This is a genomic window from Allofournierella massiliensis, assembly GCF_004345265.1.
Classification (GTDB): domain Bacteria; phylum Bacillota; class Clostridia; order Oscillospirales; family Ruminococcaceae; genus Allofournierella; species Allofournierella massiliensis.
Window position 1 is genome coordinate 59,892 of record NZ_SLUM01000005.1, and the last position, 26,074, is coordinate 85,965.

Annotated in this window: 30 protein-coding genes and 3 pseudogenes; 27 read left to right on the forward strand and 6 right to left on the reverse strand. The window is 52.4% G+C overall.

Features of this window, described 5'->3' with window-relative positions:
- Positions 1 to 11 precede the first annotated feature (11 nt).
- The 5 genes and pseudogenes from EDD77_RS03790 to EDD77_RS03805 all read right to left on the reverse strand — a co-directional run.
- The gene (locus EDD77_RS03790) at positions 12 to 245 is read right to left on the reverse strand and encodes an AbrB/MazE/SpoVT family DNA-binding domain-containing protein (RefSeq protein WP_058966928.1); all 234 of its coding nucleotides are present in this window, start codon (positions 243 to 245) and stop codon (positions 12 to 14) included.
- Positions 246 to 408: 163 nt separating this feature from the next.
- Positions 409 to 624: an AbrB/MazE/SpoVT family DNA-binding domain-containing protein gene (locus tag EDD77_RS03795; protein WP_082669688.1), complete on the reverse strand. Its 216-nt coding sequence runs from the start codon at positions 622 to 624 to the stop codon at positions 409 to 411.
- 135 nt (positions 625 to 759) lie between these two features.
- The gene (locus EDD77_RS03800; protein WP_058966930.1) at positions 760 to 963 is read right to left on the reverse strand and encodes a hypothetical protein; all 204 of its coding nucleotides are present in this window, start codon (positions 961 to 963) and stop codon (positions 760 to 762) included.
- A gap of 50 nt (positions 964 to 1,013) precedes the next feature.
- Positions 1,014 to 1,106 (reverse strand): annotated as a pseudogene (locus EDD77_RS18790) (CD1845 family protein); the annotation flags it as partial.
- A pseudogene (locus EDD77_RS03805) lies at positions 1,107 to 1,634 on the reverse strand (hypothetical protein); the annotation flags it as partial.
- 1,028 nt (positions 1,635 to 2,662) lie between these two features.
- Between EDD77_RS03805 and tet(W) the strand changes: the two are divergent.
- The 10 genes from tet(W) (at position 2,663) to EDD77_RS03870 (ending at position 11,034) form a co-directional block, all read left to right on the forward strand.
- On the forward strand, positions 2,663 to 4,582 hold the full coding sequence (tet(W), locus tag EDD77_RS03815; RefSeq protein ID WP_058966934.1) for a tetracycline resistance ribosomal protection protein Tet(W): 1,920 nt from the start codon (positions 2,663 to 2,665) through the stop codon (positions 4,580 to 4,582).
- Between the two features lie 50 nt (positions 4,583 to 4,632).
- Entirely contained in the window at positions 4,633 to 5,400 is a 768-nt protein-coding gene (locus EDD77_RS03820) for a class I SAM-dependent methyltransferase (RefSeq protein WP_002586626.1), read from the forward strand.
- A gap of 171 nt (positions 5,401 to 5,571) precedes the next feature.
- On the forward strand, positions 5,572 to 5,994 hold the full coding sequence (locus EDD77_RS03830) for a sigma-70 RNA polymerase sigma factor region 4 domain-containing protein (protein ID WP_002586616.1): 423 nt from the start codon (positions 5,572 to 5,574) through the stop codon (positions 5,992 to 5,994).
- Positions 5,987 to 6,199 carry a helix-turn-helix domain-containing protein gene (locus EDD77_RS03835; protein ID WP_002586615.1) on the forward strand — a complete coding sequence of 71 codons (213 nt, stop codon included), beginning with the start codon at positions 5,987 to 5,989 and terminating at the stop codon, positions 6,197 to 6,199. The genes EDD77_RS03830 and EDD77_RS03835 overlap by 8 nt, the downstream gene beginning before the upstream one ends.
- A gap of 550 nt (positions 6,200 to 6,749) precedes the next feature.
- Positions 6,750 to 7,151: a plasmid mobilization protein gene (locus EDD77_RS03845; protein WP_008980720.1), complete on the forward strand. Its 402-nt coding sequence runs from the start codon at positions 6,750 to 6,752 to the stop codon at positions 7,149 to 7,151.
- A complete protein-coding gene (locus EDD77_RS03850) occupies positions 7,123 to 8,739 on the forward strand; it encodes a relaxase/mobilization nuclease domain-containing protein (protein WP_058966935.1) in 1,617 nt (538 codons plus the stop codon). Before EDD77_RS03845 ends, EDD77_RS03850 begins: the two co-directional genes overlap by 29 nt.
- Positions 8,729 to 9,115 (forward strand): cysteine-rich VLP domain-containing protein, encoded by a 387-nt coding sequence (locus tag EDD77_RS03855; RefSeq protein WP_058966938.1) that lies wholly within the window; start codon positions 8,729 to 8,731, stop codon positions 9,113 to 9,115. Before EDD77_RS03850 ends, EDD77_RS03855 begins: the two co-directional genes overlap by 11 nt.
- Positions 9,116 to 9,227: 112 nt before the next feature.
- Complete coding sequence (locus EDD77_RS03860; protein ID WP_058966940.1) at positions 9,228 to 9,986, forward strand: phage replisome organizer N-terminal domain-containing protein; 759 nt, start codon at positions 9,228 to 9,230, stop codon at positions 9,984 to 9,986.
- The gene (locus EDD77_RS03865) at positions 9,983 to 10,825 is read left to right on the forward strand and encodes an ATP-binding protein (RefSeq protein ID WP_058966942.1); all 843 of its coding nucleotides are present in this window, start codon (positions 9,983 to 9,985) and stop codon (positions 10,823 to 10,825) included. The genes EDD77_RS03860 and EDD77_RS03865 overlap by 4 nt, the downstream gene beginning before the upstream one ends.
- Before the next feature lie 14 nt (positions 10,826 to 10,839).
- Positions 10,840 to 11,034: a transposon-encoded TnpW family protein gene (locus EDD77_RS03870; RefSeq protein WP_058966944.1), complete on the forward strand. Its 195-nt coding sequence runs from the start codon at positions 10,840 to 10,842 to the stop codon at positions 11,032 to 11,034.
- Between the two features lie 69 nt (positions 11,035 to 11,103).
- Here the strand turns inward: EDD77_RS03870 and EDD77_RS03875 are convergent, their stop codons facing one another.
- Positions 11,104 to 11,523, reverse strand: coding sequence for a nuclear transport factor 2 family protein (locus tag EDD77_RS03875; protein ID WP_058966946.1), 420 nt, complete (start codon positions 11,521 to 11,523; stop codon positions 11,104 to 11,106).
- Between the two features lie 223 nt (positions 11,524 to 11,746).
- On the opposite strand from EDD77_RS03875, the pseudogene EDD77_RS03880 reads away from it, so the two are divergent.
- The 17 genes and pseudogenes from EDD77_RS03880 to EDD77_RS03960 form a co-directional block, all read left to right on the forward strand.
- A pseudogene (locus EDD77_RS03880) lies at positions 11,747 to 12,004 on the forward strand (recombinase family protein); the annotation flags it as partial.
- A 153-nt stretch (positions 12,005 to 12,157) separates the two neighbouring features.
- Positions 12,158 to 12,466, forward strand: coding sequence for a DUF6050 family protein (locus tag EDD77_RS03885; protein WP_005934801.1), 309 nt, complete (start codon positions 12,158 to 12,160; stop codon positions 12,464 to 12,466).
- A gap of 126 nt (positions 12,467 to 12,592) precedes the next feature.
- Positions 12,593 to 12,841 carry a hypothetical protein gene (locus EDD77_RS18425; protein ID WP_058966949.1) on the forward strand — a complete coding sequence of 83 codons (249 nt, stop codon included), beginning with the start codon at positions 12,593 to 12,595 and terminating at the stop codon, positions 12,839 to 12,841.
- Positions 12,834 to 13,595, forward strand: a complete 762-nt coding sequence (locus tag EDD77_RS03895) for a phage antirepressor KilAC domain-containing protein (RefSeq protein ID WP_058966951.1) — start codon at positions 12,834 to 12,836, stop codon at positions 13,593 to 13,595. The genes EDD77_RS18425 and EDD77_RS03895 overlap by 8 nt, the downstream gene beginning before the upstream one ends.
- A complete protein-coding gene (locus EDD77_RS03900; RefSeq protein WP_058967232.1) occupies positions 13,592 to 14,500 on the forward strand; it encodes a DUF6017 domain-containing protein in 909 nt (302 codons plus the stop codon). Before EDD77_RS03895 ends, EDD77_RS03900 begins: the two co-directional genes overlap by 4 nt.
- Before the next feature lie 125 nt (positions 14,501 to 14,625).
- A complete protein-coding gene (locus EDD77_RS03905) occupies positions 14,626 to 15,117 on the forward strand; it encodes a PcfB family protein (protein ID WP_058966953.1) in 492 nt (163 codons plus the stop codon).
- Entirely contained in the window at positions 15,114 to 16,883 is a 1,770-nt protein-coding gene (locus tag EDD77_RS03910; RefSeq protein ID WP_058966954.1) for a VirD4-like conjugal transfer protein, CD1115 family, read from the forward strand. The genes EDD77_RS03905 and EDD77_RS03910 overlap by 4 nt, the downstream gene beginning before the upstream one ends.
- Before the next feature lie 134 nt (positions 16,884 to 17,017).
- Positions 17,018 to 17,233 carry a Maff2 family mobile element protein gene (locus EDD77_RS03915; protein WP_005934794.1) on the forward strand — a complete coding sequence of 72 codons (216 nt, stop codon included), beginning with the start codon at positions 17,018 to 17,020 and terminating at the stop codon, positions 17,231 to 17,233.
- A 94-nt stretch (positions 17,234 to 17,327) separates the two neighbouring features.
- Positions 17,328 to 17,543 carry a Maff2 family mobile element protein gene (locus EDD77_RS03920; protein WP_058966956.1) on the forward strand — a complete coding sequence of 72 codons (216 nt, stop codon included), beginning with the start codon at positions 17,328 to 17,330 and terminating at the stop codon, positions 17,541 to 17,543.
- A gap of 39 nt (positions 17,544 to 17,582) precedes the next feature.
- Entirely contained in the window at positions 17,583 to 18,452 is an 870-nt protein-coding gene (locus tag EDD77_RS03925) for a VirB6/TrbL-like conjugal transfer protein, CD1112 family (protein ID WP_005934793.1), read from the forward strand.
- Entirely contained in the window at positions 18,442 to 19,035 is a 594-nt protein-coding gene (locus EDD77_RS03930; protein WP_082669689.1) for an MT-A70 family methyltransferase, read from the forward strand. Before EDD77_RS03925 ends, EDD77_RS03930 begins: the two co-directional genes overlap by 11 nt.
- Positions 19,023 to 19,511 (forward strand): XF1762 family protein, encoded by a 489-nt coding sequence (locus EDD77_RS03935; protein ID WP_058966960.1) that lies wholly within the window; start codon positions 19,023 to 19,025, stop codon positions 19,509 to 19,511. The genes EDD77_RS03930 and EDD77_RS03935 overlap by 13 nt, the downstream gene beginning before the upstream one ends.
- Positions 19,480 to 19,860 (forward strand): PrgI family protein, encoded by a 381-nt coding sequence (locus EDD77_RS03940; protein WP_005934790.1) that lies wholly within the window; start codon positions 19,480 to 19,482, stop codon positions 19,858 to 19,860. The genes EDD77_RS03935 and EDD77_RS03940 overlap by 32 nt, the downstream gene beginning before the upstream one ends.
- 1 nt (position 19,861) lies before the next feature.
- Entirely contained in the window at positions 19,862 to 22,261 is a 2,400-nt protein-coding gene (locus tag EDD77_RS03945) for a VirB4-like conjugal transfer ATPase, CD1110 family (RefSeq protein ID WP_058966961.1), read from the forward strand.
- Positions 22,262 to 22,278: 17 nt separating this feature from the next.
- Positions 22,279 to 22,872: a hypothetical protein gene (locus EDD77_RS03950; RefSeq protein ID WP_058966963.1), complete on the forward strand. Its 594-nt coding sequence runs from the start codon at positions 22,279 to 22,281 to the stop codon at positions 22,870 to 22,872.
- A gap of 152 nt (positions 22,873 to 23,024) precedes the next feature.
- Positions 23,025 to 23,855 (forward strand): DNA-methyltransferase, encoded by an 831-nt coding sequence (locus EDD77_RS03955; protein WP_242622526.1) that lies wholly within the window; start codon positions 23,025 to 23,027, stop codon positions 23,853 to 23,855.
- Positions 23,855 to 26,059, forward strand: coding sequence for a C40 family peptidase (locus tag EDD77_RS03960; RefSeq protein ID WP_058966965.1), 2,205 nt, complete (start codon positions 23,855 to 23,857; stop codon positions 26,057 to 26,059). The genes EDD77_RS03955 and EDD77_RS03960 overlap by 1 nt, the downstream gene beginning before the upstream one ends.
- Positions 26,060 to 26,074 lie beyond the last annotated feature (15 nt).

Sequence of the window (26,074 nt, forward strand, 5' to 3'; positions counted from 1 at the left end):
CTCCTTAAAAATTAGTTAGGTGATGTGCGGAAAAGATCGTCAAACAAATCGCCAACCATATCAAGTGGTTGAATGGCAATACCGAGGGAGCTATCAGCTCGCATCAGGAGCATATCGCCCGGTTTTAGGTGCAAAAGCTGTCGTGCCTTTTGCGGTATGACAATCTGACCTTTTGAACCGACTTTGACGGTAGCCATGTAACGGTTTTTCCCGACAGACGTACTATTCTTTTTTTCTTCTGTCATCCGGTTTCCTCCTTTTTCTTGTGTTACAAGTTTTACTCGTAACACTGCACTTGCATTATAGCGCGCAAAGTAGTGAAAGTCAATATAAGTTTTACAAGTTTTACTTTTGCGCCAAAAAAACACCGCGCCTCGAAATGAAGCGCGGTAATATATTCTCCATAAATTATTTCTTTCCCGGAAACAGATTTTCAAACATTTCATTCGTGGTATTGAATGTTTGGATAGCAATGCCCTGTTCGACATCGGCCAACATCAACAGCATATCGCCCGGCTGGATATTAAACATATCCCGAACCTCTTTCGGGACAATGATCTGTCCTTTTGGCCCGACTTTGACCGAAGTAACAAACTTTCCCTCTACTGGCTTTTCCTTTCCCATTGTTTCACTTCCTTTCCGGGGAGTTATAGTTTTACTTGTAGAAAAAAGTCTACCACACAGCCTGCTCAAAGTCAACCACACAAAGGTCAAGAGAGAATGAATAAAGGCAGGCCGCCCTTGATGATGGTATTCTGTTCAGTCTTTGCGCCGGATCACGGGAACCTGTTTTACCTTTTTCCCCACAGTCCGCCGTTCCAGAGCAAATACCATGTCGCTGGTGCGCTCAAAAAATCCGATGTCCTTTTTCCAGCTTATGCCGCATTTACAGTGCTGCAAGCCGATGAACTGCTGCTTCATTTTCCTGCCGCAGACCGGGCAGACCTTGTTGCTGGCTCCCATGCCGCCACCGCCTTTCCATGTTCCGATTATACCATATCCGGGCGGCGCGTTCACCTGTAAATGCGATCCTGGATTGCATACCGCAAGCCCTGAACCTTTCCCAGCAGCCAGGCCGCCGCAGTCGGCAGCCCCATCGGGCTGATAGGGCTGGTGTAGTGGGCGTTCAGGGTGGAGGCCCTGGCTGCTTCATATTCCTCCGGGGTCAAAAGCTCCTTCAGCTCGGCATACTCCTTGGCCCATGCCGTTTTGGATGGGTCGAAAGCCTCCGGCACGCCGCCCCAGCCCACATAGCGGGACAGCACTTCCTGCTGTTCCGGGCTGGCCTGCTGGCTCGCTGCTTCAAGCTCCTTCAACAGCCGGATGGCGGTGATATTGGCCTGGTATTTGAGCCTCGGCCCGCCTTCGCCCAGGTGGTCGTCCGTGATGCGGAAGTTCTGCGCGTCCTGGCGAAGCTGGCCCGTGTTTCCCCGATGGCCAGCCGGTTCCAAAGGCGGGGCCGGTTCCGGCGGTATGGGTTCCGGCTCGTCTATGTGCAGCCGTTCCACCACCACATCATAGGGAAGTCCGTTTTTGTCCCCCGGATAGACTGTTACCGGCTCGGAGGTGATTTCCGGCGCAGGGGGTTCTTTTTCCTCCTGCGTGAACAGTCCGGCGTTTCGCCCATCTTGGCGGAGCCAAGTTTCAAACTGTTCCCGGTTGATGACATCATAGCTCCAGGCATAAGGCCCGGTATAAATGCGGACCGTTGTATCTTCAATGGCATCAATCGTGCCGGTGATGGGGTGGTCGGGCGCGGGGAGCGTTACCTGATCGCCCACCTGGTAAGATGGAGTTCCTTCCAAGGGGGAGGTGTGCCGGTCTGCGAAGCCTTCCGGGTCCTGAAGGAAGCCGTCCAGTTCCTTTACATACATTCCCCCGCAGAAGCGGAGCCAGTTCATCCCATCGGTATGCCAGGGTCGCAAGTTTTCGTTCCTCATGGTCCAGGATCTCCACCTCAACGCTGGTGGTGAAGGTGCGGTAGTCTGCTATATCCCCGGTCACAATGCTCATGTACGGTAAGGAAGCAAGCAACCGAAAACAAGAGATAGACCGCCAGCACTACACTATTCCGAACCAAAGACCAAAAGATAAGCATTGTGGGAAAATCTAAACTTTTGGATTTTCCTACAATGCCAACTACGGCGGAATCCCTCCCACTCCTTATATCTTTCTGTATACATTGAATTTGTATTTAGTAAAATGCAGACAACACCACGGATCGGCTTTTGGTTGGACAATTCCAACCAAACACCACAGCAGACAGCAGAAAACATTCTGAACGCTAGGAAGCCGGTATGATTGTTACATATAAGGGGAAGAAAAATTTCTTTTAGGTACTTGCTTTCCTAAAACTGATGTGATACAATGATTTAATCCAGAAAAGGAGTAAAAAATATGCGGCAAGGTATTCTTAAATAAAACTATAATCAAATAGTGGGAACAAAGGATTATGATAGCTCCTTTTGTAGGGGCTTAGTTTTTTGTACCCAATTTAAGAATACTTTTGCCTTATCAATTTTGACATATCCCCAAAAACAGCAATCACAAACAGGTGTATGCTGTATATGTGTATGTCCGCAACTTATAATCCCCAGTGGTAAAAGTATTTTACTGCTGGGGATTTTTATGCCCTTTGGGGCTGTAAAGGGAGGACAATCACATGAAAATAATCAATATTGGAATTCTTGCCCATGTAGACGCTGGAAAGACGACCTTGACGGAGAGCCTGCTATATGCCAGCGGAGCCATTTCAGAACCGGGGAGCGTCGAAAAAGGGACAACGAGGACGGACACCATGTTTTTGGAGCGGCAGCGTGGGATTACCATTCAAGCGGCAGTCACTTCCTTCCAGTGGCACAGATGTAAAGTTAACATTGTGGATACGCCCGGCCACATGGATTTTTTGGCGGAGGTGTACCGCTCTTTGGCTGTTTTAGATGGGGCCATCTTGGTGATCTCCGCTAAAGATGGCGTGCAGGCCCAGACCCGTATTCTGTTCCATGCCCTGCGGAAAATGAACATTCCCACCGTTATCTTTATCAACAAGATCGACCAGGCTGGCGTTGATTTGCAGAGCGTGGTTCAGTCTGTTCGGGATAAGCTCTCCGCCGATATTATCATCAAGCAGACGGTGTCGCTGTCCCCGGAAATAGTCCTGGAGGAAAATACCGACATAGAAGCATGGGATGCGGTCATCGAAAATAACGATGAATTATTGGAAAAGTATATCGCAGGAGAACCAATCAGCCGGGAAAAACTTGCGCGGGAGGAACAGCAGCGGGTTCAAGACGCCTCCCTGTTCCCAGTCTATCATGGCAGCGCCAAAAATGGCCTTGGCATTCAACCGTTGATGGATGCGGTGACAGGACTGTTCCAACCGATTGGGGAACAGGGGAGCGCCACCCTATGCGGCAGCGTTTTCAAGGTTGAGTACACCGATTGCGGCCAGCGGCGTGTCTATCTGCGGCTATACAGCGGAACGCTGCGCCTGCGGGATACGGTGGCCCTGGCCGGGAGAGAAAAGCTGAAAATCACAGAGATGCGTATTCCATCCAAAGGGGAAATTGTTCGGACAGACACCGCTTATCCGGGCGAAATTGTTATCCTTCCCAGCGACAGCGTGAGGTTAAACGATGTATTAGGGGATCAAACCCGGCTCCCTCGTAAAAGGTGGCGCGAGGACCCCCTCCCCATGCTGCGGACGACGATTGCGCCGAAAACGGCAGCGCAAAGAGAACGGCTGCTGGACGCTCTTACGCAACTTGCGGATACTGACCCGCTTTTGCGTTGCGAAGTGGATTCCATCACCCATGAGATCATTCTTTCTTTTTTGGGCCGGGTGCAGTTGGAGGTTGTTTCCGCTTTGCTGTCGGAAAAATACAAGCTTGAAACAGTGGTAAAGGAACCCTCCGTCATTTATATGGAGCGGCCGCTCAAAGCAGCCAGCCACACCATCGATATCGAGGTGCCGCCCAACCCGTTTTGGGCATCCATAGGACTGTCTGTTACACCACTCTCGCTTGGCTCCGGTGTACAATACGAGAGCCGGGTTTCGCTGGGATACTTGAACCAGAGTTTTCAAAACGCTGTCAGGGATGGTATCCGTTACGGGCTGGAGCAGGGCTTGTTCGGCTGGAACGTAACGGACTGTAAGATTTGCTTTGAATACGGGCTTTATTACAGTCCGGTCAGCACGCCGGCGGACTTCCGCTCATTGGCCCCGATTGTATTGGAACAGGCATTGAAGGAATCGGGGACGCAGCTGCTGGAACCTTATCTCTCCTTCATCCTCTATGCGCCCCAGGAATACCTTTCCAGGGCTTATCATGATGCACCGAAATACTGTGCCACCATCGAAACGGCCCAGGTAAAAAAGGATGAAGTTGTCTTTACTGGCGAGATTCCCGCCCGCTGTATACAGGCATACCGTACTGATCTGGCCTTTTACACCAACGGGCGGAGCGTATGCCTTACAGAGCTGAAAGGATATCAGGCCGCTGTCGGTCAGCCGGTCATCCAGCCCCGCCGTCCAAACAGCCGCCTGGACAAGGTGCGCCATATGTTTCAGAAGGTAATGTAAAGATACATAATCGTCAAGACGGCAACAATCAGAAGTTATGGAGGGTAACAATGGAATATAGTAAGGAAGATTTAATGGAAGCAAAAAAGCAAATTTGGGGAGTGGGAGAGAACATGGGAACAGAGGAAAGTAAAAAAATCTGGGAGGAGAACGCACAATTTTGGGATAATGCAATGGGTGACGAATCTAATGAATTTCACAGAGAGGTAGTGCGTCCCAAAGTAACGGAACTTCTATCTCCTAATCCTGCGGATTACATTTTGGATATTGCGTGTGGCAATGGAAATTATTCTTCGTATCTTGCACAAAGAGGCGCTTCGGTTGTCGCTTTTGATTACAGCAAAAAAATGATAGAATTGGCTAAAAGACGGCAATCACAATATGCAAAACAAATTGAATTTTGTGTGGCGGATGCGACCGATAGAAAAAGTATATTAGAATTAAAAAGAAATCGAGCCTTTACGAAAGCAGTTTCTAATATGGCAATTATGGATATTACGGATATTGAACCACTTCTTATGGCTGTTTATGAACTGTTGCAGGAAAGCGGAATTTTTGTCTTTGCAACGCAACACCCTTGTTTTGTCACGTTGACTGAAAAATATATGACACCGCACAGTTACTATGATATAGCGATTGAAGGGCAACCGAAAGAGCAGATTTATTATCATCGTTCCATACAAGATATTTTTAACCTTTGTTTTAGAGCTGGATTTGTCATTGATGGATTTTATGAAGAATGTTTTAAAACCAACAAAGAAATTCCTATGGTAATGATAGTAAGGCTTAAGAAGGTAAAACGTGATAGCTTAAAATAAATTCAAGTTTGTCGGGTAAATAGCAAACCCAGCCGAGCCAGTCAACGGTCAAGATGAACGGCGCATATGCGCAGCCGTTGACAGCCCCGCCCGCCTTTGCTGGTAGGCAATCAAGGGGCGACAGCAAGAAGTGCCACCGCCCCGCACTATTATTCAGAAAGGGGAATTTCCATGACCGACCAGATAGCCTATCAAGAATATATCCAGCGCAGGTACAACGCCTTTTGCAAGACTGTTATCCGCTGTGCCGCCTTGGACAAGATTTTGAAGCTTAAACGGCAATGGGAACGGCAAGTTTCCCTTGACTATCTGATGAACGAGAAGTTTGTCCAGTTTGCCGCGTCGGAGCCGGACGAGGAATACCCATTTACCGTCTGCGGTCAGACCGTCCTGCTCTGCAACGCCGCCCTTGCCGACGCGATCTCTGTTTTGCCGGAGCAGACGCGGGAAGAAATCCTGCGCTATTACTTTCTGCGCCAGCCGCAGCGCGTGATCGGCGCGTGTATTGGCCGGTCACGCAGCACAGCGGGGCGGCATATCCAGCTTGCCTTGCAGCGGCTACGCGAAGAAATGGGGGTGAGCCGGTATGAGTAGACTTCTCCCCTATGAAACAATCCTCAAAGCCCGTGAGGGCGACCCAGAAGCCGTGAACGCTGTCCTGCTCCACTACGCCGGATATATCCGCTATTTCTCAAAAGTGAACGGGCAGGTCAACGCCGAGGTGGAGGACTATGTAAAGCAGCGGTTAATTGACTGTCAATTCAAGTTCCGGCTTGACGAACCACCGGACAAGTCATAAAAACTGAATACCAGCCGCCACCGACGCGGCCAGCGAAAGCAGTAAGTCTTGAAAAAGATTTACTGCTTTTTTTGTTGTCCGGCTCCGCTCCCGGCCATTTTGCCCCCTGCCGGTTGTAGTAGTAAGCGAGGAGGGAATTTTTCTGCCCTGGTGTTTGGCATTTGGAGCATTTACCCGTAGTAGAGGGCAAAGAGAAAGGATTTCTCCAACACCGGGTAGAAACCACTGCGTCCGGTGTCATTTTAGCGAAAGCGGGCAGGAATGCCCTTTACAGGATTAGTAGTAGCAGAAAAAGAGAAACAAACTTTTGTGGTTGCAGTTTTCCAAAAAAGTGGCGGACGGAAGTGAGAGAAAGTTTGCAGTCACGGAGAGCAAGTATCGACCAGTGTACCAAATTTCGCTTTTCGCTCATTTGTCCCCCGGTCAGATACTTGTTGGGGTTGCCACCCCAAACCCGCCTTTTGCGGCTTGCGCCGCTGAAAAAACTTGCCCCAATACTTGTGTTTTAGATAAAAATTGTCCGTTGCAGTTTGAAAGGAGTTGAGCCACCATGCCACACAAAACCTACAACACCCCCAAGCGGAAATGTGTTGTCAAGACCCGTCTGACCGAGGACGAGCGCAGAGCCTTTGAGGACAAATGCGCCGCCCTCTCCATGAGCCAGTCCGAGTATATCCGGCAAGCCGTTTTTTACAGCCGGATTTCTCCTGTTATCCGGGTGACTGCCCACAGCGAAGAAATGCTCACCGCCATATCTTCCCTTGTGGCGCAGTACGGGAAAATCGGCAGCAACCTGAACCAGATCGCCCGGTATCTCAACGAATACGGCGCACCCTACAACGCCCTGTCCAGTGAGGTGAGAGCCGCTGTTTCCGACCTTGCCGCCCTCAAATTCGAGGTGCTGAAAGTGATAGGTGAAGCCTATGGCAACGATCAAGCATATCAGCTCTAAAAATGCCGACTACGGAGCCGCCGAAGCCTATCTCACCTTTGAGCATGACGAGTTTACCATGAAACCCACCCTTGATGAAGCCGGGCGGCTCATTCCCCGGCAGGACTACCGGCTGGACACGCTGAACTGCGGGGAGGAAGATTTTGCCCTGTCATGTATCCGGGCAAATCTGCGGTACGGCAAGAACAGCAAACGGGAGGACATCAAGAGCCACCACTATATCATCAGCTTTGACCCACGGGACGGGCCGGACAACGGCCTGACCGTAGACCGGGCGCAGGCGTTGGGGGAGCAATTCTGTAAAGAGCATTTCCCCGGCCATCAGGCCCTTGTCTGCACCCACCCGGACGGGCATAACCACAGCGGCAACATCCATGTGCATATCGTCATTAACAGCCTGCGGATAGAGGAAGTGCCGTTCCTGCCCTACATGGACAGGCCAGCGGACACGAAAGCCGGGTGCAAGCACCGCTGCACCGACGCAGCCCTACGCTACTTCAAGTCCGAGGTCATGGAGATGTGCCACCGGGAAGGACTTTACCAAATCGACCTCTTGAACGGCAGCAAGAACCGTGTCACAGACCGGGAATATTGGGCGCAGAAAAAGGGACAGGCCGCACTGGACAAGCAGAACGCCCCCATGATTGCAGGCGGTATCACGCCCCGGCAGACCAAGTTTGAAACGAACAAGGAGAAGCTGCGGCAGACCCTACGGAAAGCCCTTGCCACCGCTGCCAGCTTTGACGAGTTTTCTTCTCTGCTGCTGCGGGAGGGTGTGACCGTTAAGGAGAGCCGGGGGCGGCTATCCTATCTCACGCCGGACAGGACAAAGCCCATTACCGCCCGCAAGCTGGGCGACGATTTTGACCGCGCCGCTGTCCTTGCCGTTTTGGAGCGGAACGCCGCCAGAGCCGCAGAAAAGGCCGCGGCTATACCCGAATATCCCCGGCATGGGAAAACCGACATACAGCCCACAAAAGCCCCTCAAACCGCTCCGAATGTACAGCGGCTTGTGGACATTGAGCAGAAGAAAGCCGAGGGCAAAGGCCGGGGCTATGAACGCTGGGCGACCATGCACAACCTCAAACAAATGGCCGCGACGCTGAATGTGTATCAGGAATACGGCTTCACTTCCCCGGAGCAGTTAGAAGCCGCCGTTGATACCGCCTATCAGGAAATGCGCCAGACCAGCAGCGAACTGAAAGCACTGGAAACCAAGCTGCAAGGGAAAAAGGAGTTGCAGCAACAGGTACTTGCTTACGCCAAGACCAAGCCCGCCCGCGACGGGCTGAAAGCGCAGAAATCCGAGAAAGCCCGCGCCGCATACCGGCAGGCGCATGAGAGCGACTTTATTATAGCCGACGCAGCCGCCCGGTACTTCCGGGAGCATGGCATTACCAAGCTGCCCGCCCGAAAAGCGTTGCAGGACGAGATCGAGCAGCTTGTTTCCAAGAAATCCGGCCTGTATAACACCTACCACGAACAGAAACAGCGGTACACGGAGTTGCAGACCGTCAAGCGGAATATCGACCAGATTTTGCGCCGGGAGGAACCCCGCCGCAGAAAGGAGCAGAGCCATGAGCGATAAGCTGCCCCGCATGGACTACCGCCAGCACCGGCGGGCGCGGCGGCTGGTGCATGAGTGCTGTAACTACGACGAGGGGAACTGCCTGCTGTTGGACGACGGGGAGCCTTGCGTGTGCGTCCAGAGCATTTCCTTTTCCCTCATGTGCCGCTGGTTCCGTGTGGCTGTCCTGCCCCTTGACGGGGAACTGGCCGCAGCCCTCTTGTACCGGGGGAGCCGGAAACGGTGCGCCGTCTGCGGCGCGGCCTTTGTCCCAAAATCCAACCGGGGAAAATACTGCCCCGGCTGCGCCGGACGCATGAAGAAACTCAAAGCCGCCGAGCGAAAGCGGAAACAAAGGCATAAATGTCACGCTTTAGAGCCTTTCAAACCCGCATAAATCAAGGCTTTTTTCGTGGGTGTCAAAGGGTTCGCGATACATTTATCCTTTTCCCCCGGAAACGCCGTCCTAAATGCGTACAAACGCCCCAAATCCACCCCAAGGAGGAACCATGTCAGACAACCGAAAATACTACTACCTCAAGCTGAAAGAGAATTACTTTGACGAGGACGCTATCGTGCTGCTGGAAAGTATGCAGGACGGCATCCTCTATTCCAACATCCTCTTGAAACTGTACCTGAAATCGCTGAAAAACGGCGGGAAGTTGCAGCTTGATGAAAATATCCCCTACTCCGCGCAGATGATTGCCACCATTACCCGCCAGCAAGTCGGCACCGTAGAACGGGCTTTGCAGATTTTTATGAAGCTGGGGCTTGTGGAGCCGTTACAGAACGGCGCGCTGTATATGAGCAACATTGAACTGCTTATCGGCCAATCCTCTACCGAGGGGGAGCGGAAACGGCGGGCAAGGCTGGCTTTGCAGGAACAGAAAGCCTTGCCAAAGGCCGGGGCGGACAAATGTCCACCATATCAAGCGGACATTTGTCCACCAGAGATAGAGATAGAGAAAGAGATAGAGATAGAAAAAGAGAGAGAGCGAGAGTTAGATACGGGACAGCCCGCCCGCGCCGCCTATGGCCGGTATGAAAATGTCTTTCTTTCGCAATCAGAACTGGACGGGCTGAAAGCAGACCTGCCCGACAAGTGGAACTACTACATTGACCGGCTATCCTGCCATATCGCGTCCAGCGGCAAGCGATACCGCAGCCATGCCGCCACAATCTACAAATGGGCGCAGGAGGACGCAGCCAGGAAAGCCCCGAAAAAGGGCATACCAGACTACTCATGCAAGGAGGGCGAGAGTTTATGAAGAACGAAATCAACGCTGTTTTGGAGAATATGACGGCTGCCACCCCGGAGCCGGAGGATTACACCGGCGAGGACGGTTTACTGTACTGCGGCAAGTGCCGCAAGCCGAAAGAAGCCTATTTTGCGCCGGATAAGGCCGCTATCTTTGGCCGTGACCGCCACCCGGCAGAGTGCGTCTGCCAGAAAGCCGCCCGCGAGGAACGGGAAGCCGCCGAGAAGCGGCGCAGGCACCTTGACACCGTAGAAGAACTGAAACGCCGGGGCTTTACCGACCCCACCATGCGGGACTGGACTTTTGAGAACGACAACGGCAGGAACCCGCAGACCGGGCTTGCCCGCCGGTATGTGGAGCATTGGGAAGATATGCGGACAGACAATATCGGCTGCCTGTTCTGGGGCGGCGTGGGAACCGGGAAAAGCTACCTTGCGGGCTGTATCGCAAACGCCCTCATGGAGAAAGAAATCCCCGTCCACATGACGAACTTTGCCCTTATCCTCAACGACCTTGCCGCCAGCTTCGAGGGCAGGAACGAATACATTTCCCGCCTTTGCCGCTATCCGCTGCTTATCCTTGACGATTTTGGCATGGAGCGCGGGACGGAATACGGGCTGGAACAGGTTTTCAATGTGATTGACAGCCGTTACCGCAGCGGCAGGCCGCTGATCGTCACGACCAACCTCACGCTGGACGACCTGCACAACCCGGAGGACACCGCCCATTCCCGGATTTATGACCGGCTGCTTTCCATGTGTGTCCCGGTACGCTTTACCGGCGACAACTTCCGGCAGGAAACCGCGCAGCGGAAAATGGAGAGCATGAAGAAACTGATTACCGACTGAAAGGAGTATTGCCTATGGCAGATAACAAGAAGCACGACACCCGCACCGCCCGCCGCCCCGACTGCGTGACGGAAATCCGCATGGGCAATTCCGTCCTTGTCGTGTCCGGCTATTTCAAGAAAGACACGACCACCACCGCCGCCGACAAAATGGCGCGGGTACTGGAAGCGGAAGCCGCTGCTACACAGGAGCCTACTTATCCGGCGTGAGCCGGAGCATGAGGAAAGCGGCCATGCCGGGGAGCTTGGCCGCTGTAAATAGGCTTCTAAACACGGATTTTAGAACCACGGAGAAGTTTCGCCCTTAAATTGCGGAACAGCGCCATTTTGATAAGGGTCATAGTTATTGATGTTGCAACCAAACTCTTTGAGAAACAGGATTTTATCATCATTTGTCCATTCAACAAGGGAAATCCCGTCAAAGGCTTCAACCTTTCCGTCGTTCATCTGATTTTTGAAGTACCATTCAACCATAGTTTGATTGGCTTTGTGGAAGAACTGCTTTATGTCCCATTGAAGCACAGTGCCACGGGTATTCCATTCGTCAAACCAAAGTTTGATTTTTGCAGAGCCGTGATATTCCGGCCCCCAGCTTTCAATGTAGGTGGCATTATCTGAAAACATCTCGGCTATACCCAAATCTTTCTTTTGCAGCCACATATCAAACCACCGGCGAATGATTGTTTCACGAGTTTTCATAACAGACCTCTTTTCATTGTGGAATTATAGAAAAGTATATCATAAACCATTCAATGCGGCTACTGCCAATCGGATATAGTCGTTGATTGCTACACAAAAACCGGCGATTTGACAAGCTGTAAAGAAGCAGATTTGACACTTTTGCCGCTATACAACCAGCCCTGTTCCGTGGTACAATGAAACCACGGAATAGTGGGGCTGGCTGTCGGAAACGGAGGATTTTATGTTAAGACAAGCCACCCAAAACCTCATTACCGCCCTTTATCCGAGATTGTCCCATGAGGACGAATTGCAAGGCGAGAGTAATTCCATATCGAACCAAAAACGGATACTCGAAGCCTTTGCAAAACAAAATGGCTTTACCAACCTGCGCTGGTACACTGACGACGGCTATTCCGGCGCGAACTTTCAAAGACCCGGTTTTCAAGCCATGCTTGCAGACATTGAAGCCGGGAAAGTGGGTACGGTCATTGTCAAGGATTATTGTGCGATAATAGGACTAAATCAGAAAGACCTTGAAAACCAAGGCATTCTGGCTTAGTCCCTTCTTTTTTTGACCGAAAACAAAGGACTTTCACAATAATCAAGCAAGCCGGAGGGTGCTGCTGCACACTTCCGGCAGAAGGAGGATATAGTGGGTGCTATCAAAGTCTTCTTGAAGGAGGTTCTGCTTCCAATCGCGCTTGCGTTCTGCCTCGCGTCATTTCTCAAGCCGATCTATATGCCTGACGGCGTATGCGACTACTTTCTTATGTGGATCTGCGTTGGATTACCGTTCGGCATCCGGAGGATGTGCCTCTGGCTCGTTCCCAGCGGCTACGGTATCTCCGGCTCAGTCGGCATCTTCGCATTGAACTTAATCATAGGCGGTCTTATCGGAGGACTTGCCTTCTTCATCGGGCTGCTGCTCGGTGTCATTCATACCATCCGAGAAATAATCTGAACTACATCGTAAACGAAGAGGGTTTGTTTCTTCTCCAATTTGGAGTAAGAAGCAAACCCTCTTTTTTTGTTGCCCAAAAGCCGGAATATTTGCTGGCGATGCGGCGAAGGAAAGGAGTTTTTAAGTATGAAACGCATGACAGCCGGTGATCTGCAAGCACTGGAATTGCTGATGCAGACCACACCCGGCTTTGAGCATTTTGACAGCGGCGCGGATGGCATTCTCCCTGAGTGCCGAAGCTGCCGCTTTCACCGTCCTCACTGGAAATATCAATCCTGCGTGTTTGCAGAGTGTCCTTACTGCTGCAATCCCGTTTCAACCCTCAAAAATCAAAGTGGCACATCTGCTGCCGGAAAGGAAGTCAGTCATGGATAACAAAATCGAAGTCTTCAAGAATGAACAGTTCGGTGAGGTGCGAACGATCCTCGAAGGGGAAACACTCCTGTTCTGCGGTTCAGATATTGCGAAAGCACTTGGATATGCCCGACCCGGAAAGGCAATTATTGATCACTGCAAGGGTGTCCTAAAACGGGACACCCTTACAAGCGGTGGTATGCAGTCCCTTTCCTATATACCGGAGGGCGATGTTTACCGACTGATTGTTCACAGCAAACTCCCTGCTGCTGAGAAGTTTGAACACTGGCTGTTCGATGAAGTTGTCCCCACCATCCGCAAGACAGGCGGCTACATGACGGACTCCCTTCTGGAACGTATTCAGAAGGAACCGGCGGTCATTGTGGAGTTTGCTCAGGCGTTGATTCTGGAAAAGAATCGTGTGAAGGCTCTTGAGTGTGAGCTGAACACAGCGAAGCCTAAAGCTGATTACTACGACGCCTTCATCAATCCGGATGACTGCACCAATATCCGAACGACGGCGAAGGAACTGAAAATCCCGGAGCGCAAGTTCGTCCAGTTTCTTCTCAGGGAGAAGTACCTGTTCCGCTCTCCCTCCGGGCAGCTTCTTCCCTACAACAAGGACAGCAATGCCGGACTGTTCATCGTCCGCGATTTCGTGACGTACTGCTACACCGGTTCTCAGACCTACTTCACGCCGAAGGGCAAGGAGGTCATCCGAGTGAAGTTCCAGAAAAAGTGCGCCGAAGAGCTGCTTCCCAAGATGGCAAGGTGATTTCTGTGGCAGTCTATCGCGTAAACAAGAATCGCGGCTATACGGTCATGGCGAACTTTCACCTCCGCGACAAGAGCCTGTCACTCAAGGCAGTCGGGCTTCTCTCAAAGATGCTCTCATTCAATGACGGCTGGAAGTTCTCCACCAAGGGACTTTCCGCAATCTGCAAGGAAGGTCCGGATGCCATTCTCTCCGCGCTTCGTGAGCTTGAAAAACACGGCTACCTCGTCAGGCACCGGCAGAGAGACGGTAAAGGCAGGATGAGCAGTACAATCTTTGAGATATACGAAGAGCCGCAGGAGTCCACGCCAGAACAGGAAATGCCACACACGGAAAATCCATGTGTGGAGAAGCCAGATGTGGATAATCCACGCGGGGATAAGTCCGCACAAATAAATACTAATCAAGTAATTACCCAAGAAAGAAATACTCTCTCAAAGAACTATCAATCCATCAATCTTGATGGGATGGACAGGATGGATGAGCGAAGCGAGTATGAAGAGATTATCAAAGAGAATCTTGATTACGACATTCTCTGTCAGGATCCGAAGTTCGATAAAGACCGCTTCCGGGAGATCATGGACATCATGCTGGATGCTGTCTGCTCTACCGCTCCGACCATCCGTATCAACGGCGAGGATATGCCGCAGCAAGTGGTCAAGTCCCGCTTTCTCAAACTGAATAGCAGCCACATTGAGTACGTTCTGGAAGCAATGAACAAGAATCCGTCAGACATCCGCAATATCCGGGCGTACCTGTTGACCGCTCTGTATAACGCCTCTCTGACGATAGACAATTATTACTCTGCGCTTGTCAACCATGATTTCTACGGGCAGGACAGATCAGCAGAGTCAAAGAAGCCCAAGACCTACGATTATAGCCTTTGTGAAGATACTTTTTATTGAATACCATCGTGAGCATTGCTCGGAAAGGAGGACATTGCAAATGAAAATCATCTATCGCCGGATTGTGCCGCCTTAGCTGATGCAGCATTCCCACAATCATTCCAAGGAAAGGAGGTATCACTGCAATGCAGGATGAAGTCAACACCAAAGTTGTTGCAATCATGATCAAGGGCGGCAAAATCTCTGCCGAGGTACTGAAAAAGGCGCTGGACAAGTTCGTTCAGGAAATTGAGAAGGCACAGAAGCAGATGCAGCAGCCCAAAGCCTATCGCGGCAAGCAGTCCATCAAGCATCTGATGAGCCAGAACGCCGCCATCTCCAACATCGAAGTGACGGACGGCAACATCAAGTCCTTTGAGCGGACTGCCAGCAAATACGGTCTGGACTTTGCGCTCAAGAAGGACGTTTCCGTTGAGCCGCCCAGCTATCTTGTCTTCTTCAAGGGACGGGACGTTGATGTTATGACCGCCGCGTTCAAGGAGTTCTCCGCCAAAACCGTCAAGCAGAAGGAACAGCCGTCCATCCGGCACAAGCTGGATCATGAGAAAGCCCAGAGCAAGGCACAACACAAAGAGAAGGTCAAGGTCAAGACCAAGGATCGGGGTGTGGAGCTGTGAACAAACCCGATGTGAAGAAACTCATTCTTCTGAACCTTCCGTATGTCTTCGCCTTCTACTTCGCGGATAAGATCGCCGCCGTGTTTCGTCTCGCCCCCGGCACAGAGTTCATCGACAAGCTGACAAACGGCTTTGCCGTGTTCGGCTCTGCCTTTGCAAATCCGCTGCCCAGCTTTCATCCCGTCGATCTTCTCATCGGTCTGTCGGCTGGAGTGTTGCTCAAGCTGGCGGTCTACGTCAAGGGCAAAAACCGCAAGAAGTTCCGGCAGGGCGAAGAATACGGATCTGCCCGCTGGGGCAAACCGGAGGACATTAAGCCGTACATGGACCCAGAGTTCTCCAACAATGTCATTCTGACGCAGACGGAGTTCCTGACCATGAACAGCCGCCCGAAGCAGCCAAAATACGCCCGCAACAAAAATATCCTCGTCATCGGCGGTTCCGGCTCAGGCAAGACGCGCTTTTTCGTCAAACCTAACCTGATGCAGATGCACAGCAGCTACGTTGTGACTGACCCGAAGGGTACGGTGCTGGTGGAGTGCGGCAAAATGCTTGAAAAGGGAGGCTACGTCATCAAGTCGCTGAACACCATCAATTTCAATAAATCCATGCACTACAACCCATTCGCGTACATCCGCAGCGAGAAGGACATCCTCAAGCTGGTCAATACGATCATCGTCAATACGAAGGGAGATGGCGATAAGTCCGGCGAAGATTTTTGGGTGAAGGCGGAAAAGCTCTACTACACAGCTCTCATCGGCTACATCTGGTATGAGGCACCCGATCACGAGAAAAACTTTACTACCCTGCTCGAAATGATCAATGCCTCGGAAGCCAGAGAGGACGATGAGACCTTCAAGAACCCTGTGGATGTCATGTTCGACGAGCTGGAAGCCCGCGACCCTGACCACTTTGCGGTCAAGCAATACCGCAAGTACAAGCTGGCGGCTGGCAAAACCGCGAAGTCGATTTTGATTTCCTGCGGTGCAAGGCTTGCGCCCTTCGACATCGCAGAGCTGCGGGAGCTGATGAGTTACGATGAGATGGAGCTGGACACCATCGGAGACCGGAAGACGGCGCTGTTCGTCATCATTTCCGATACCGATGACACCTTCAATTTCGTCGTGGCAATCATGTATTCCCAGCTCTTCAACCTTCTCTGCGACAAGGCAGATGACGTTTACAACGGACGGCTTCCCGTCCATGTGCGCTGTCTGCTGGATGAGTTTGCGAACATCGGTCAAATCCCGAAGTTTGATAAGCTCATCGCCACCATCCGAAGCCGGGAAATCTCGGCGTCAATCATCTTGCAGTCCCAGTCTCAGCTCAAGACCATCTACAAGGATGCGGCTGACACCATCACGGGCAACTGTGACTGCACACTTTTTCTTGGCGGCAAGGAGAAATCGACCCTCAAGGAAATCAGCGAGGTGCTGGGTAAGGAGACAATCGACCTTTACAACACCTCAGAAACCCGTTCCAACAACAACTCCTATGGCTTGAATTATCAGAAAACCGGCAAGGAACTGATGTCTCAGGATGAGATCGCCGTCATGGACGGAGCAAAGTGTATTTTGCAGCTTCGAGGCGTGAGACCTTTTCTCAGTAACAAATACGACATTACGAAGCATCCAAAGTACCGGCAGCTCTCCGACTATAACAAGCGGAACGCCTTTGACATCGAGAAGTACCGGCAGCACAAGCTGGTAGTCAAGCCCGATGACACATTCGACCTCTATGATATGGGCGAGGTCGATGCAGATTAAAGCCCCGTCGCTGCACTGCGCAGTGGGTAAAGCCTGATGGCTCATCCCAAAGCAGAACAGCGACGGGGCATCTTTTTTTATGCCCATTTTCAAAAAAACACACTCAACTTTCATCGATTCAAGGAGGAAAATCTATGGCTTTTATCAATCAGGCTGTCACGGTTCTTCAGACGCTCGTTATCGCCCTCGGCGCAGGTCTCGCAGTGTGGGGTGTTGTCAACCTCATGGAAGGCTACGGCAACGACAACCCCGGCGCCAAGTCTCAGGGCATCAAGCAGCTCATGGCTGGCGGTGGTGTGGTGCTGATCGGTACGACCCTCATTCCTCTGCTCTCCGGTCTGTTCGGTTAATCCGGCAGCCGCGCAGAAGTAACCATCGGGGCGGGTGCCGGAAAAGGCACTCGCCCTTCACAATTCACCAACGATTTAAGGAGGAAATTCAAGTATGGCATTTATCAATCAGGCAGTTACGGTTCTCCAGACGCTTGTTATCGCCCTCGGTGCGGGTCTTGCGGTGTGGGGAGTTGTCAACCTCATGGAAGGCTACGGCAACGATAATCCTGCGGCTAAATCTCAGGGTATCAAGCAGCTCATGGCTGGCGGCGGTGTGGTGCTGATCGGCACGACCCTCATCCCCCTGCTCTCCGGTTTGTTCGGCTAATCCACGGCAAGCCCAGCTTAACCGAAGGGTGGTGAAATATTGGGCAGCATTTTAGAAAAGATCGAACAAGCTCTCAAGGATATGCTGATCGGATGGATCGAGAGCAACCTGACCAATATGTTCACCGATGTCAACGAGAAGGTAGGAACGATTGCCGCCGAAGTTGGGCAAACACCGTCCGGCTGGAACGGCGGCGTGTACCAGATGATCCGGGGACTATCTGAAAACGTGATAGTCCCCATCGCTGGTATCATCATCACCTTCGTTTTGTGCTACGAGCTGATTTCTATGATCACCGAGAAAAACAACCTTCACGACATGGACACATGGATGTTCTTCAAGTGGTTTTTCAAGGCGGCTGTGGCGATCTATCTCGTAACACACACGTTTGACATCGTGATGGCAGTATTCGACATCGGGCAGAACGTAGTTTCCGGTGCAGCAGGAGTAATCCACGGCAACACGAGCATTGACATTGACGCGACGATTGCGCAGATGCGTACCGGCATGGAGAACATGGGCGTCGGAGAACTGCTCGGACTGTCGATAGAAACGCTCCTGATCAGCCTGTGCCTCAAAATCATGGCGATCCTCATTACGGTTATTCTCTACGGGCGCATGATTGAGATTTACTGCACCGTGAGCATTGCGCCTATTCCCATCGCAACCATGAGCAACCGCGAATGGGGCAGCATCGGCACGAACTATCTGAAAGGCTTGTTCGCTCTGGCATTTCAGGGCTTTCTCATCATGGTCTGCGTCGGCATCTATGCAGTGCTGATCAACGGCATGATCATCGCAGACAACATTCATTCGGCTCTGTTCTCTGTGGCAGCGTACACGGTCATTCTGTGCTTCTCGCTGTTCAAGACCGGAAGCCTCGCAAAATCCATCTTCCATGCGCACTAAGGAGGTCGGCAGCATGAAGAAGTACAGCATCATCTACGCCGATCCCCCTTGGGCGTATCGGACTTACTCCAAGAAGGGGCAGGGACGGTCGGCAGAAAGCCACTACCCGACAATGTGCATTGAGGACATCAAGGCGCTTCCGGTTGGTGAGCTTGCCGCCAAGGACTGCGCTCTGTTCCTCTGGATCACGTTCCCGTGCCTCTGTGAAGCACTCGAAGTGCTGACGGCATGGGGATTTTCCTATAAGACCGTAGCTTTTGTATGGGTGAAGCAAAACCGCAGGAACGACGATCTCTTCACCGGCATGGGGTACTGGACAAGGGCGAACGCCGAAATCTGCATCCTCGCCACAAAGGGACATCCGAAGCGAGTTGACGCCGGTGTGCGTCAGGTCATCCTCAGCCACATCGAAGAGCATTCCAAAAAGCCGGATGAGGCGCGGAAGCGCATTGTTCGGCTCATGGGAGACCTTCCCCGCGTAGAGCTTTTTGCCCGTCAGTCTCCCGAAGGCTGGGACGTTTGGGGCAACGAGGTCGAATGCACGGCTCATCTTCCTATGGAGGAAGCACCATGCTGCGGCTAAAACCCATCTCTCTTCGTGACGCCAACGAGTATGTCCGGAAGTATCACCGACATCACAAGCCGGTTGCCGGTCACAAGTTTTCCATCGGCTGTGAAGCAGACGGTGAACTGGTCGGTGTAATCATCGCCGGGCGTCCCGTCAGCCGGTATCTGGATGACGGCTTCACATTGGAGGTTACAAGGCTATGCACCAACGGGGCGAAGAACGCTTGCAGCTTTCTCTACGGTGCGGCGGCAAGAGCTGCTGCGGCTATGGGCTATAAGCACATCATCACCTACACGCTGGAAAGCGAAAACGGTGCAAGCCTTCGGGCTTCCGGCTGGATTTGTCAAGGCAAAGCGGGTGGGCTTCGCTGGACGGGCAAGCGTCAACCGAAGGAGGATCAATATCCCGCACAAATGAAGCTGCGCTATGAAAAGCAGCTTAGAAAGGAGGAAACAGTCAATGGCATTTGTTCCGGTCCCGAAGGACCTTAACCGCGTCAAAACGAAGGTCATGTTCAACCTGACCAAGCGGCAGCTCATTTGTTTTTCCATCGCTGCGGCGGTCGGCGTCCCGATCTTCTTTCTGGCGAAGGCGCATCTCGACTTGTCTACGGCGGCAATGCTGATGGTGGTGATCATGCTCCCGTTCATCTTCTTCGCGCTTTACGAGAAGGACGGTCAGCCCGCCGAAAAGTATCTGTACCACATCGTACAGTCCATGTTTATCCGGGACAAGGTGCGCCCCTATCGCACAAACAATCTCTACGCTGAGATTCAGCAGAAAATCAAAGAACAGGAGGAATTGCAGCTTGAACAACAGCACAGTAAAGGCAAAGCCTAAGATGACGGTCAAAAACGGCGTCGTTTACGGCAACGCCCTTTCCGCTCAGGAAAAAAAGCGGATCGTCACGCAGAAGAAAAAGGACAGGAAGGCAAAGAAAGTCCGCAAGTCCGCCCAGCAGACCATTCCCTATGTGGAAATGTGCCGCGACGGTATCTGCAAGGTAAATAGCCGCCTCTACACGAAATCCATCGCCTTTGAGGACATCAACTACCAGCTTGCGCAGAACGAGGACAAAACTGCCATCTTTGAAGCATGGTGCGACTTTCTGAACTACTTCGACAGCTCGATCTTCGTCCAGCTCTCCTTCATCAATCAGAAGGCAAGCCTCAATGAGTTCCGCAAGCGCATCAACATTCCGGCACAGGAGGACGCCTTCAACGACATCCGCTCCGAGTATTCCGGTATGCTGCAAAACCAGCTCACCAAGGGCAACAACGGACTGGTCAAGAGGAAGTACATCACCTTCGGCATTGAGGCAGACTCCCTCCGCACGGCAAAGCCGAAGCTCGAACGCATTGAAACCGACATTCTCAACAACTTCAAAACCCTCGGTGTGAGAACCGAGCCGCTGTCTGGTTATGAACGGCTGAAAGTGCTTCATGATGTGTTTAACATGGACACCAATGAGCCGTTCCGCTTTTCCTTCGATATGGTTGCCCGGACGGGACTCAGCACAAAGGACTTCATCGCGCCCACTTCCTTTGACTTCCGTGAAGGCAAGTGCTTCAAGATGGGCAAAACCATCGGCGCGGCGAGTTTCCTGCAAATCCTCGCGCCGGAACTCAATGACCGTATGCTTGCCGACTTCCTTGAGATGGACAGCAACATCACGGTCAATTTTCATATCCGGACGATTGACCAGGCAAAGGCAATCAAGAGTATCAAGTCGAAGATCACCGACCTCGACAAAATGAAGATCGAGGAACAGAAAAAAGCAGTCCGCTCCGGCTACGACATGGACATCATCCCGTCCGATCTCGCTACCTTCGGCGGCGAGGCAAAGCGTCTGTTGCAGGATCTCCAGACCCGCAACGAGAGACTGTTCCTCGTGACCATCCTCATCATGAATACGGCAACCAATCGCCAGAAGCTCGAAAATGCGGTGTTCCAGACCGCCGCCATTGCCCAAAAGTATAACTGTGCGCTCAAGCGTCTTGACTTTCAGCAGGAGGAAGGGCTGATGTCCTCTCTGCCTATCGGCGTCAATCAGGTGGAGATCGAACGCGGGCTGACCACTTCCAGCACGGCGGTTTTCGTGCCGTTCACCACGCAGGAGCTTTTTCAGGGCGGCGAAGCTCTCTACTACGGGCTGAACGCGCTGTCCAACAACATGATCATGGTTGACCGCAAGCAGCTCAAAAACCCCAACGGGCTGATCTTGGGTACACCCGGTTCCGGTAAGTCCTTCTCTGCCAAGCGCGAAATGACGAACGCCTTCCTCATCACGGAGGATGACATCATCGTCTGCGACCCCGAAGCCGAGTATTTCCCCCTCGTGCAGAAGCTCGGCGGTCAGGTCATCCGCATCTCGCCGGTCAGCACGGATTACATCAATCCGCTGGACATCAACACGAACTACTCCGAAGAGGAAAACCCGCTGACGTTGAAATCCGACTTCATCCTCTCCATGTGTGAGCTGATTGTCGGCGGCAAGGACGGCTTGCAGCCGGTTGAGAAGACCATCATTGACCGCAGTGTTCGCATGGTCTATCAGGAGTTTCTTGCAGACCCCAAACCGGAGAAAATGCCAATCCTCGAAGACCTCTACAACATTCTGAGAAATCAGAAGGAGCCGGAGGCACAGCGCATTGCAACTGCCCTTGAAATCTATGTTCACGGCTCTCTGAACGTCTTCAATCACAGAACGAATGTGGATGTCAACAACCGCTTTGTCTGCTATGACATCCGCGAACTCGGCAAGCAGCTCAAAAAGCTCGGTATGCTGATTGTGCAGGATCAGGTGTGGAACAGAGTTACCCTCAACCGCGCCCAGCACAAGGCAACGCGCTACTACATGGACGAGTTCCACCTTTTGCTGAAAGAGGAACAGACCGCCGCATACAGCGTGGAAATCTGGAAGCGTTTCAGAAAGTGGGGCGGCATCCCGACCGGCATCACGCAGAACGTCAAGGATCTGCTTGCGTCCCGCGAGGTAGAGAACATCTTTGAAAACTCAGATTTTGTCTACCTTCTGAATCAGGCATCCGGCGACCGGCAGATTCTCTCGAAGGCGCTGAACATCTCGCCCAGCCAGCAGAACTACATCACCAATTCCAACGCCGGTGAGGGGCTGATCTTCTATGGCTCGACCATCGTTCCCTTCAAGGACGATTTCCCGAAGGACACCCAGCTCTACCGCATCATGACCACCAAACCCGAAGAAACCGTACAGAACTGATAGGAGGATTTTTGAATATGAACAACAAGATGATTACCATTCCCTATGCGGACGCTATCGAATACGGAGAGAACACCTCCGCGCTGTTTAAGGCTCTGTGGGAGCTGACCGATCTGATCCGACTGGAAAGCGATCTCAAGAAGCATCATCGCGCCTACCTCCATGTGAGGGAGGACATCGACGAAAAGGTCAAGGAGGCGCGTCAGATTATGACCAAGGTATCTGTGGATATGATCGGTTTCTACTTCAAGATTGATGTTCCCAAGTGCTGCAACAGCGACGAGAATACCCCTTTCGCTGACGCGGCGGATGATGAAGCCGTATCTATCCCCAAGGACAAGTATGAGCTGATGATCGACGATCTGCTCACGATGTCCGAAATCATTCAGTGCGTCGCAGATATGCGCACGCAGGATGTGAAGGCAATCCGCGAGTTCAGCAAGTTCGTCCCCGCCTTTGCCGCCTTTGAGAAGAACCGCCTGAGCCTCTATCGTGAGGCGGCGAAGGAAGCCGAGGAAATCTTCGACCGTTGGGCAGACGAGATTGACGATCTCGACGAGGACTTCATGGAAGACGAGGACTACGAGCCGGACGAGTATTACTCCGACTGATATGCGCTCAAATCCGAAGAAAGGAGCTGGTTTTTATAGAGCTTGACATCATTCATACCGGCGATTGCCTTGAAATCCTGAAAGCCCTGCCCGATGATAGCGTTCATTGCTGTGTGACGTCCCCTCCGTATTACGCGCTCCGCGATTACGGCATGAAGGCTCAGATCGGCAGAGAGACAACGCCGAAGGAATATATCTCGCGCCTGACGGAAGTGTTTACCGAAGTCAGGCGCGTTTTGCGTCCGGATGGAACGCTCTGGCTGAACATCTCGGACACCTACGCTGGAAAGGGCAATCAGGGAGATTTCATTGACCCGAAGAACCCCTACGGCAGAAACGGTCAGGCTGTGGCTCTCAACAACAAGGTTGAGGGCTGCAAGCCGAAGGACATGATCGGTATTCCGTGGATGCTGGCTTTTGCCCTCCGTGATACCGGCTGGTATCTGCGCAACGACATCATCTGGATGAAGGATAACCCCATGCCGGAAAGCGTCAAAGACCGCTGCGCCCGTTGCTATGAGCATATCTTTCTGTTTTCCAAGTCCAAGAAGTATTTCTTCGACTACAAGGCGATCTCCGAGCCGATTGCCCCTGCAACGGCAAAACGCCTCAAGCGCGGCATGAAGGGCGGCAACAAATACGGAAAGCCCGTTCCCGGTCAGCCTCAGCCGCAATCCATCAACCGCCCGCGTGAGCATGGCGAGATCAAGGAAGCAGACATCAATCCGCTCCGCAACAAGCGCGATGTCTGGAAGATCAACACCGTCCCCTTCAAGGGCGGTCACTATGCCGCCTACCCTCCGAAGCTGGTTGAAACCTGTCTTCTCGCCGGTTGTCCAGAAGGCGGCATTGTGCTTGACCCCTTTATGGGAAGCGGCACAACCGGCATGGTTGCCGCGCAGATGGGGCGGCATTTTGTAGGCGTAGAGCTGAACCCAGAATACACCGAGCTTGCCTACAAGCGGATCGGAGGTGAAATCTGATGCCCAAGGAACCGGAACTCAAAGCCCGCGACAAGGTAGTTCTGCGGATGACGCGAGACGGCGCGGTCGAGAAAAACCTGACGGCTGGCAACGAGCAGCGTGTGTCAAAGCGGCTGGAAGAAGCAGAGTTGGTGAAGTCCGCTGAGACAGTCGCGCCTTCCGAAGCTCTTTCTGCGGAGGAACAGAAAAAGGTGCAGATGCGCCGTCAGCATCGTCAGTTTCAGGCGGAACACGCCGAGGATAACGACACACAGCCGCCCTCGGAAACGTCCGTCACAGAAGAGAAAAGGGCAGAAAATCCACCCCAGAATGCACCTGAACCGCTGCCCTCGGAAACGCCGTTCAATCCCCCTGTTTTGGAGCAGCACGGCGTTTCTTCGCATACCGGCACGGTGATTGCCGAAACGGTTGTCACCCACAAGCTGCGCAAGACCTCTGCGGTTGAAGCCGTTGATGCAGATGCCGTTCTCACTCAAGCGGCGGAGACTGCCTCTGCAAAGCCGCTCTCGGACGATGCCGTCCCGCCCACGAAGCGGATGCAGAAGCTCGAAAGGAAGTCTGAGAAGGCACATGAGCGTCTGGATGCTGCCCGTGAAAAGCTGCCCACGCACAAGGTTCTCAAGAAAGAGCGTGTCTTTGATGAAGAGACCGGAAAGGGCAAAACCCGCCTTCATTTTGAGGATGAGCTGAAAAAGCCCAAGAGCAAAGGCAAGCTGCAATTTGAGGCAGATAAAACCGTCCGCAAGGTCGGTGACACCCTTGCTTCCGGCATTCACGGCAAAATCCATGAGGTCGAGCAGGAAAACTCGGCGGTTGAGGCGGCGCATAAAACAGAGATTGCCGCTGAGACCGCTGCGAGGCATTTCCGTCATCATCGGGAAAGCAGCGTCAACAAGCCTTATGAGAAGGTTTCCAAGCTGGAACACAAGGCGGATGTAGCTGACGCCAAGCTCCAATATGAGAGAAATCAGCAGGAGCATCCTGAGATGAAGAAGCAGAACATGAACAAGCACTACCAGAAGCAGAACATCAAGAAGGAATATGCCGCCGCTCGAAATGCCGGGTCTCAGACCGTCGGGACTGCCACAAAAAGCACCGGCAAGAAGCTCAGTGAGAAGGCGTCTGACAAGATCAAGGAGTTCTTTGAGAAGAACAAGAAGGTCTTCATCTGGATCGGCGTCGGAATTGCCCTTCTCGTTTTGCTCGGTGCTGGAATCAGCTCGTGTTCGATGCTCACCTCTACCGGCTCGTCGGTTATCGCTTCCTCTTATCTCAGCGAAGATGACGCGATGCTGGGCGCGGAGGCGCAGTATTGCCGGATGGAGCAAGAGCTGCAACACTATCTCGACACCTACGAAAGCACTCACAACTATGATGAATACCACTTCGATCTGGACGATATTGAGCATGACCCCTATGTGCTGATCTCCATTCTCTCGGCTCTCCATGAGGGCGAGTTCACGCTGGATGAGGTGCAGGGTACGCTCCAAATGCTGTTTGAAAAGCAGTACATCCTCACCGAAGAGGTTATCGTCGAAACCAGATACCGCACGGAAACCGACACATGGACGGACGCAGACGGCAACACGCACACGGAAACCTATCGCGTCCCGTATGACTACTACATCTGCAACGTGAAGCTCGAAAACTTCAATCTCTCCCATGTCCCGGTCTACATCATGTCTCAGGAACAGCTTTCCATGTACGCGACGTATATGTCGGTGCTGGGCAACCGCGAGGATCTGTTCGGTAACTCCCCCTATGTGGACAAGTACATCACAAATCCTCCCGCCGACTACGATGTCAACCCGGAATACCTGAACGACGAGAAGTTTGCGACACTGATCACCGAGGCGGAAAAGTATCTCGGTTATCCGTATGTTTGGGGAGGCTCCAATCCCGACACGTCCTTTGACTGCTCCGGCTTCGTCAGCTACGTTCTCACGAACAGCGGACTTGTAAATACCGGACGATTGGGCGCACAGGGGCTTTACAACGTCTGTACGCCGGTTTCAAAGGCGAATGCACAGCCCGGTGATCTTATCTTTTTCGTCGGGACGTATGACACCCCCGGCGTGTCTCACGTCGGCATCTACGTTGGTGATGGGGTCATGATCCACTGCGGCGATCCCATTCAGTACACATCTATCAACTCTTCCTATTGGCAGCAGCATTTCTACGCCTTCGGAAGACCCGCCTATTAAAAGAAAGGAGTTTTG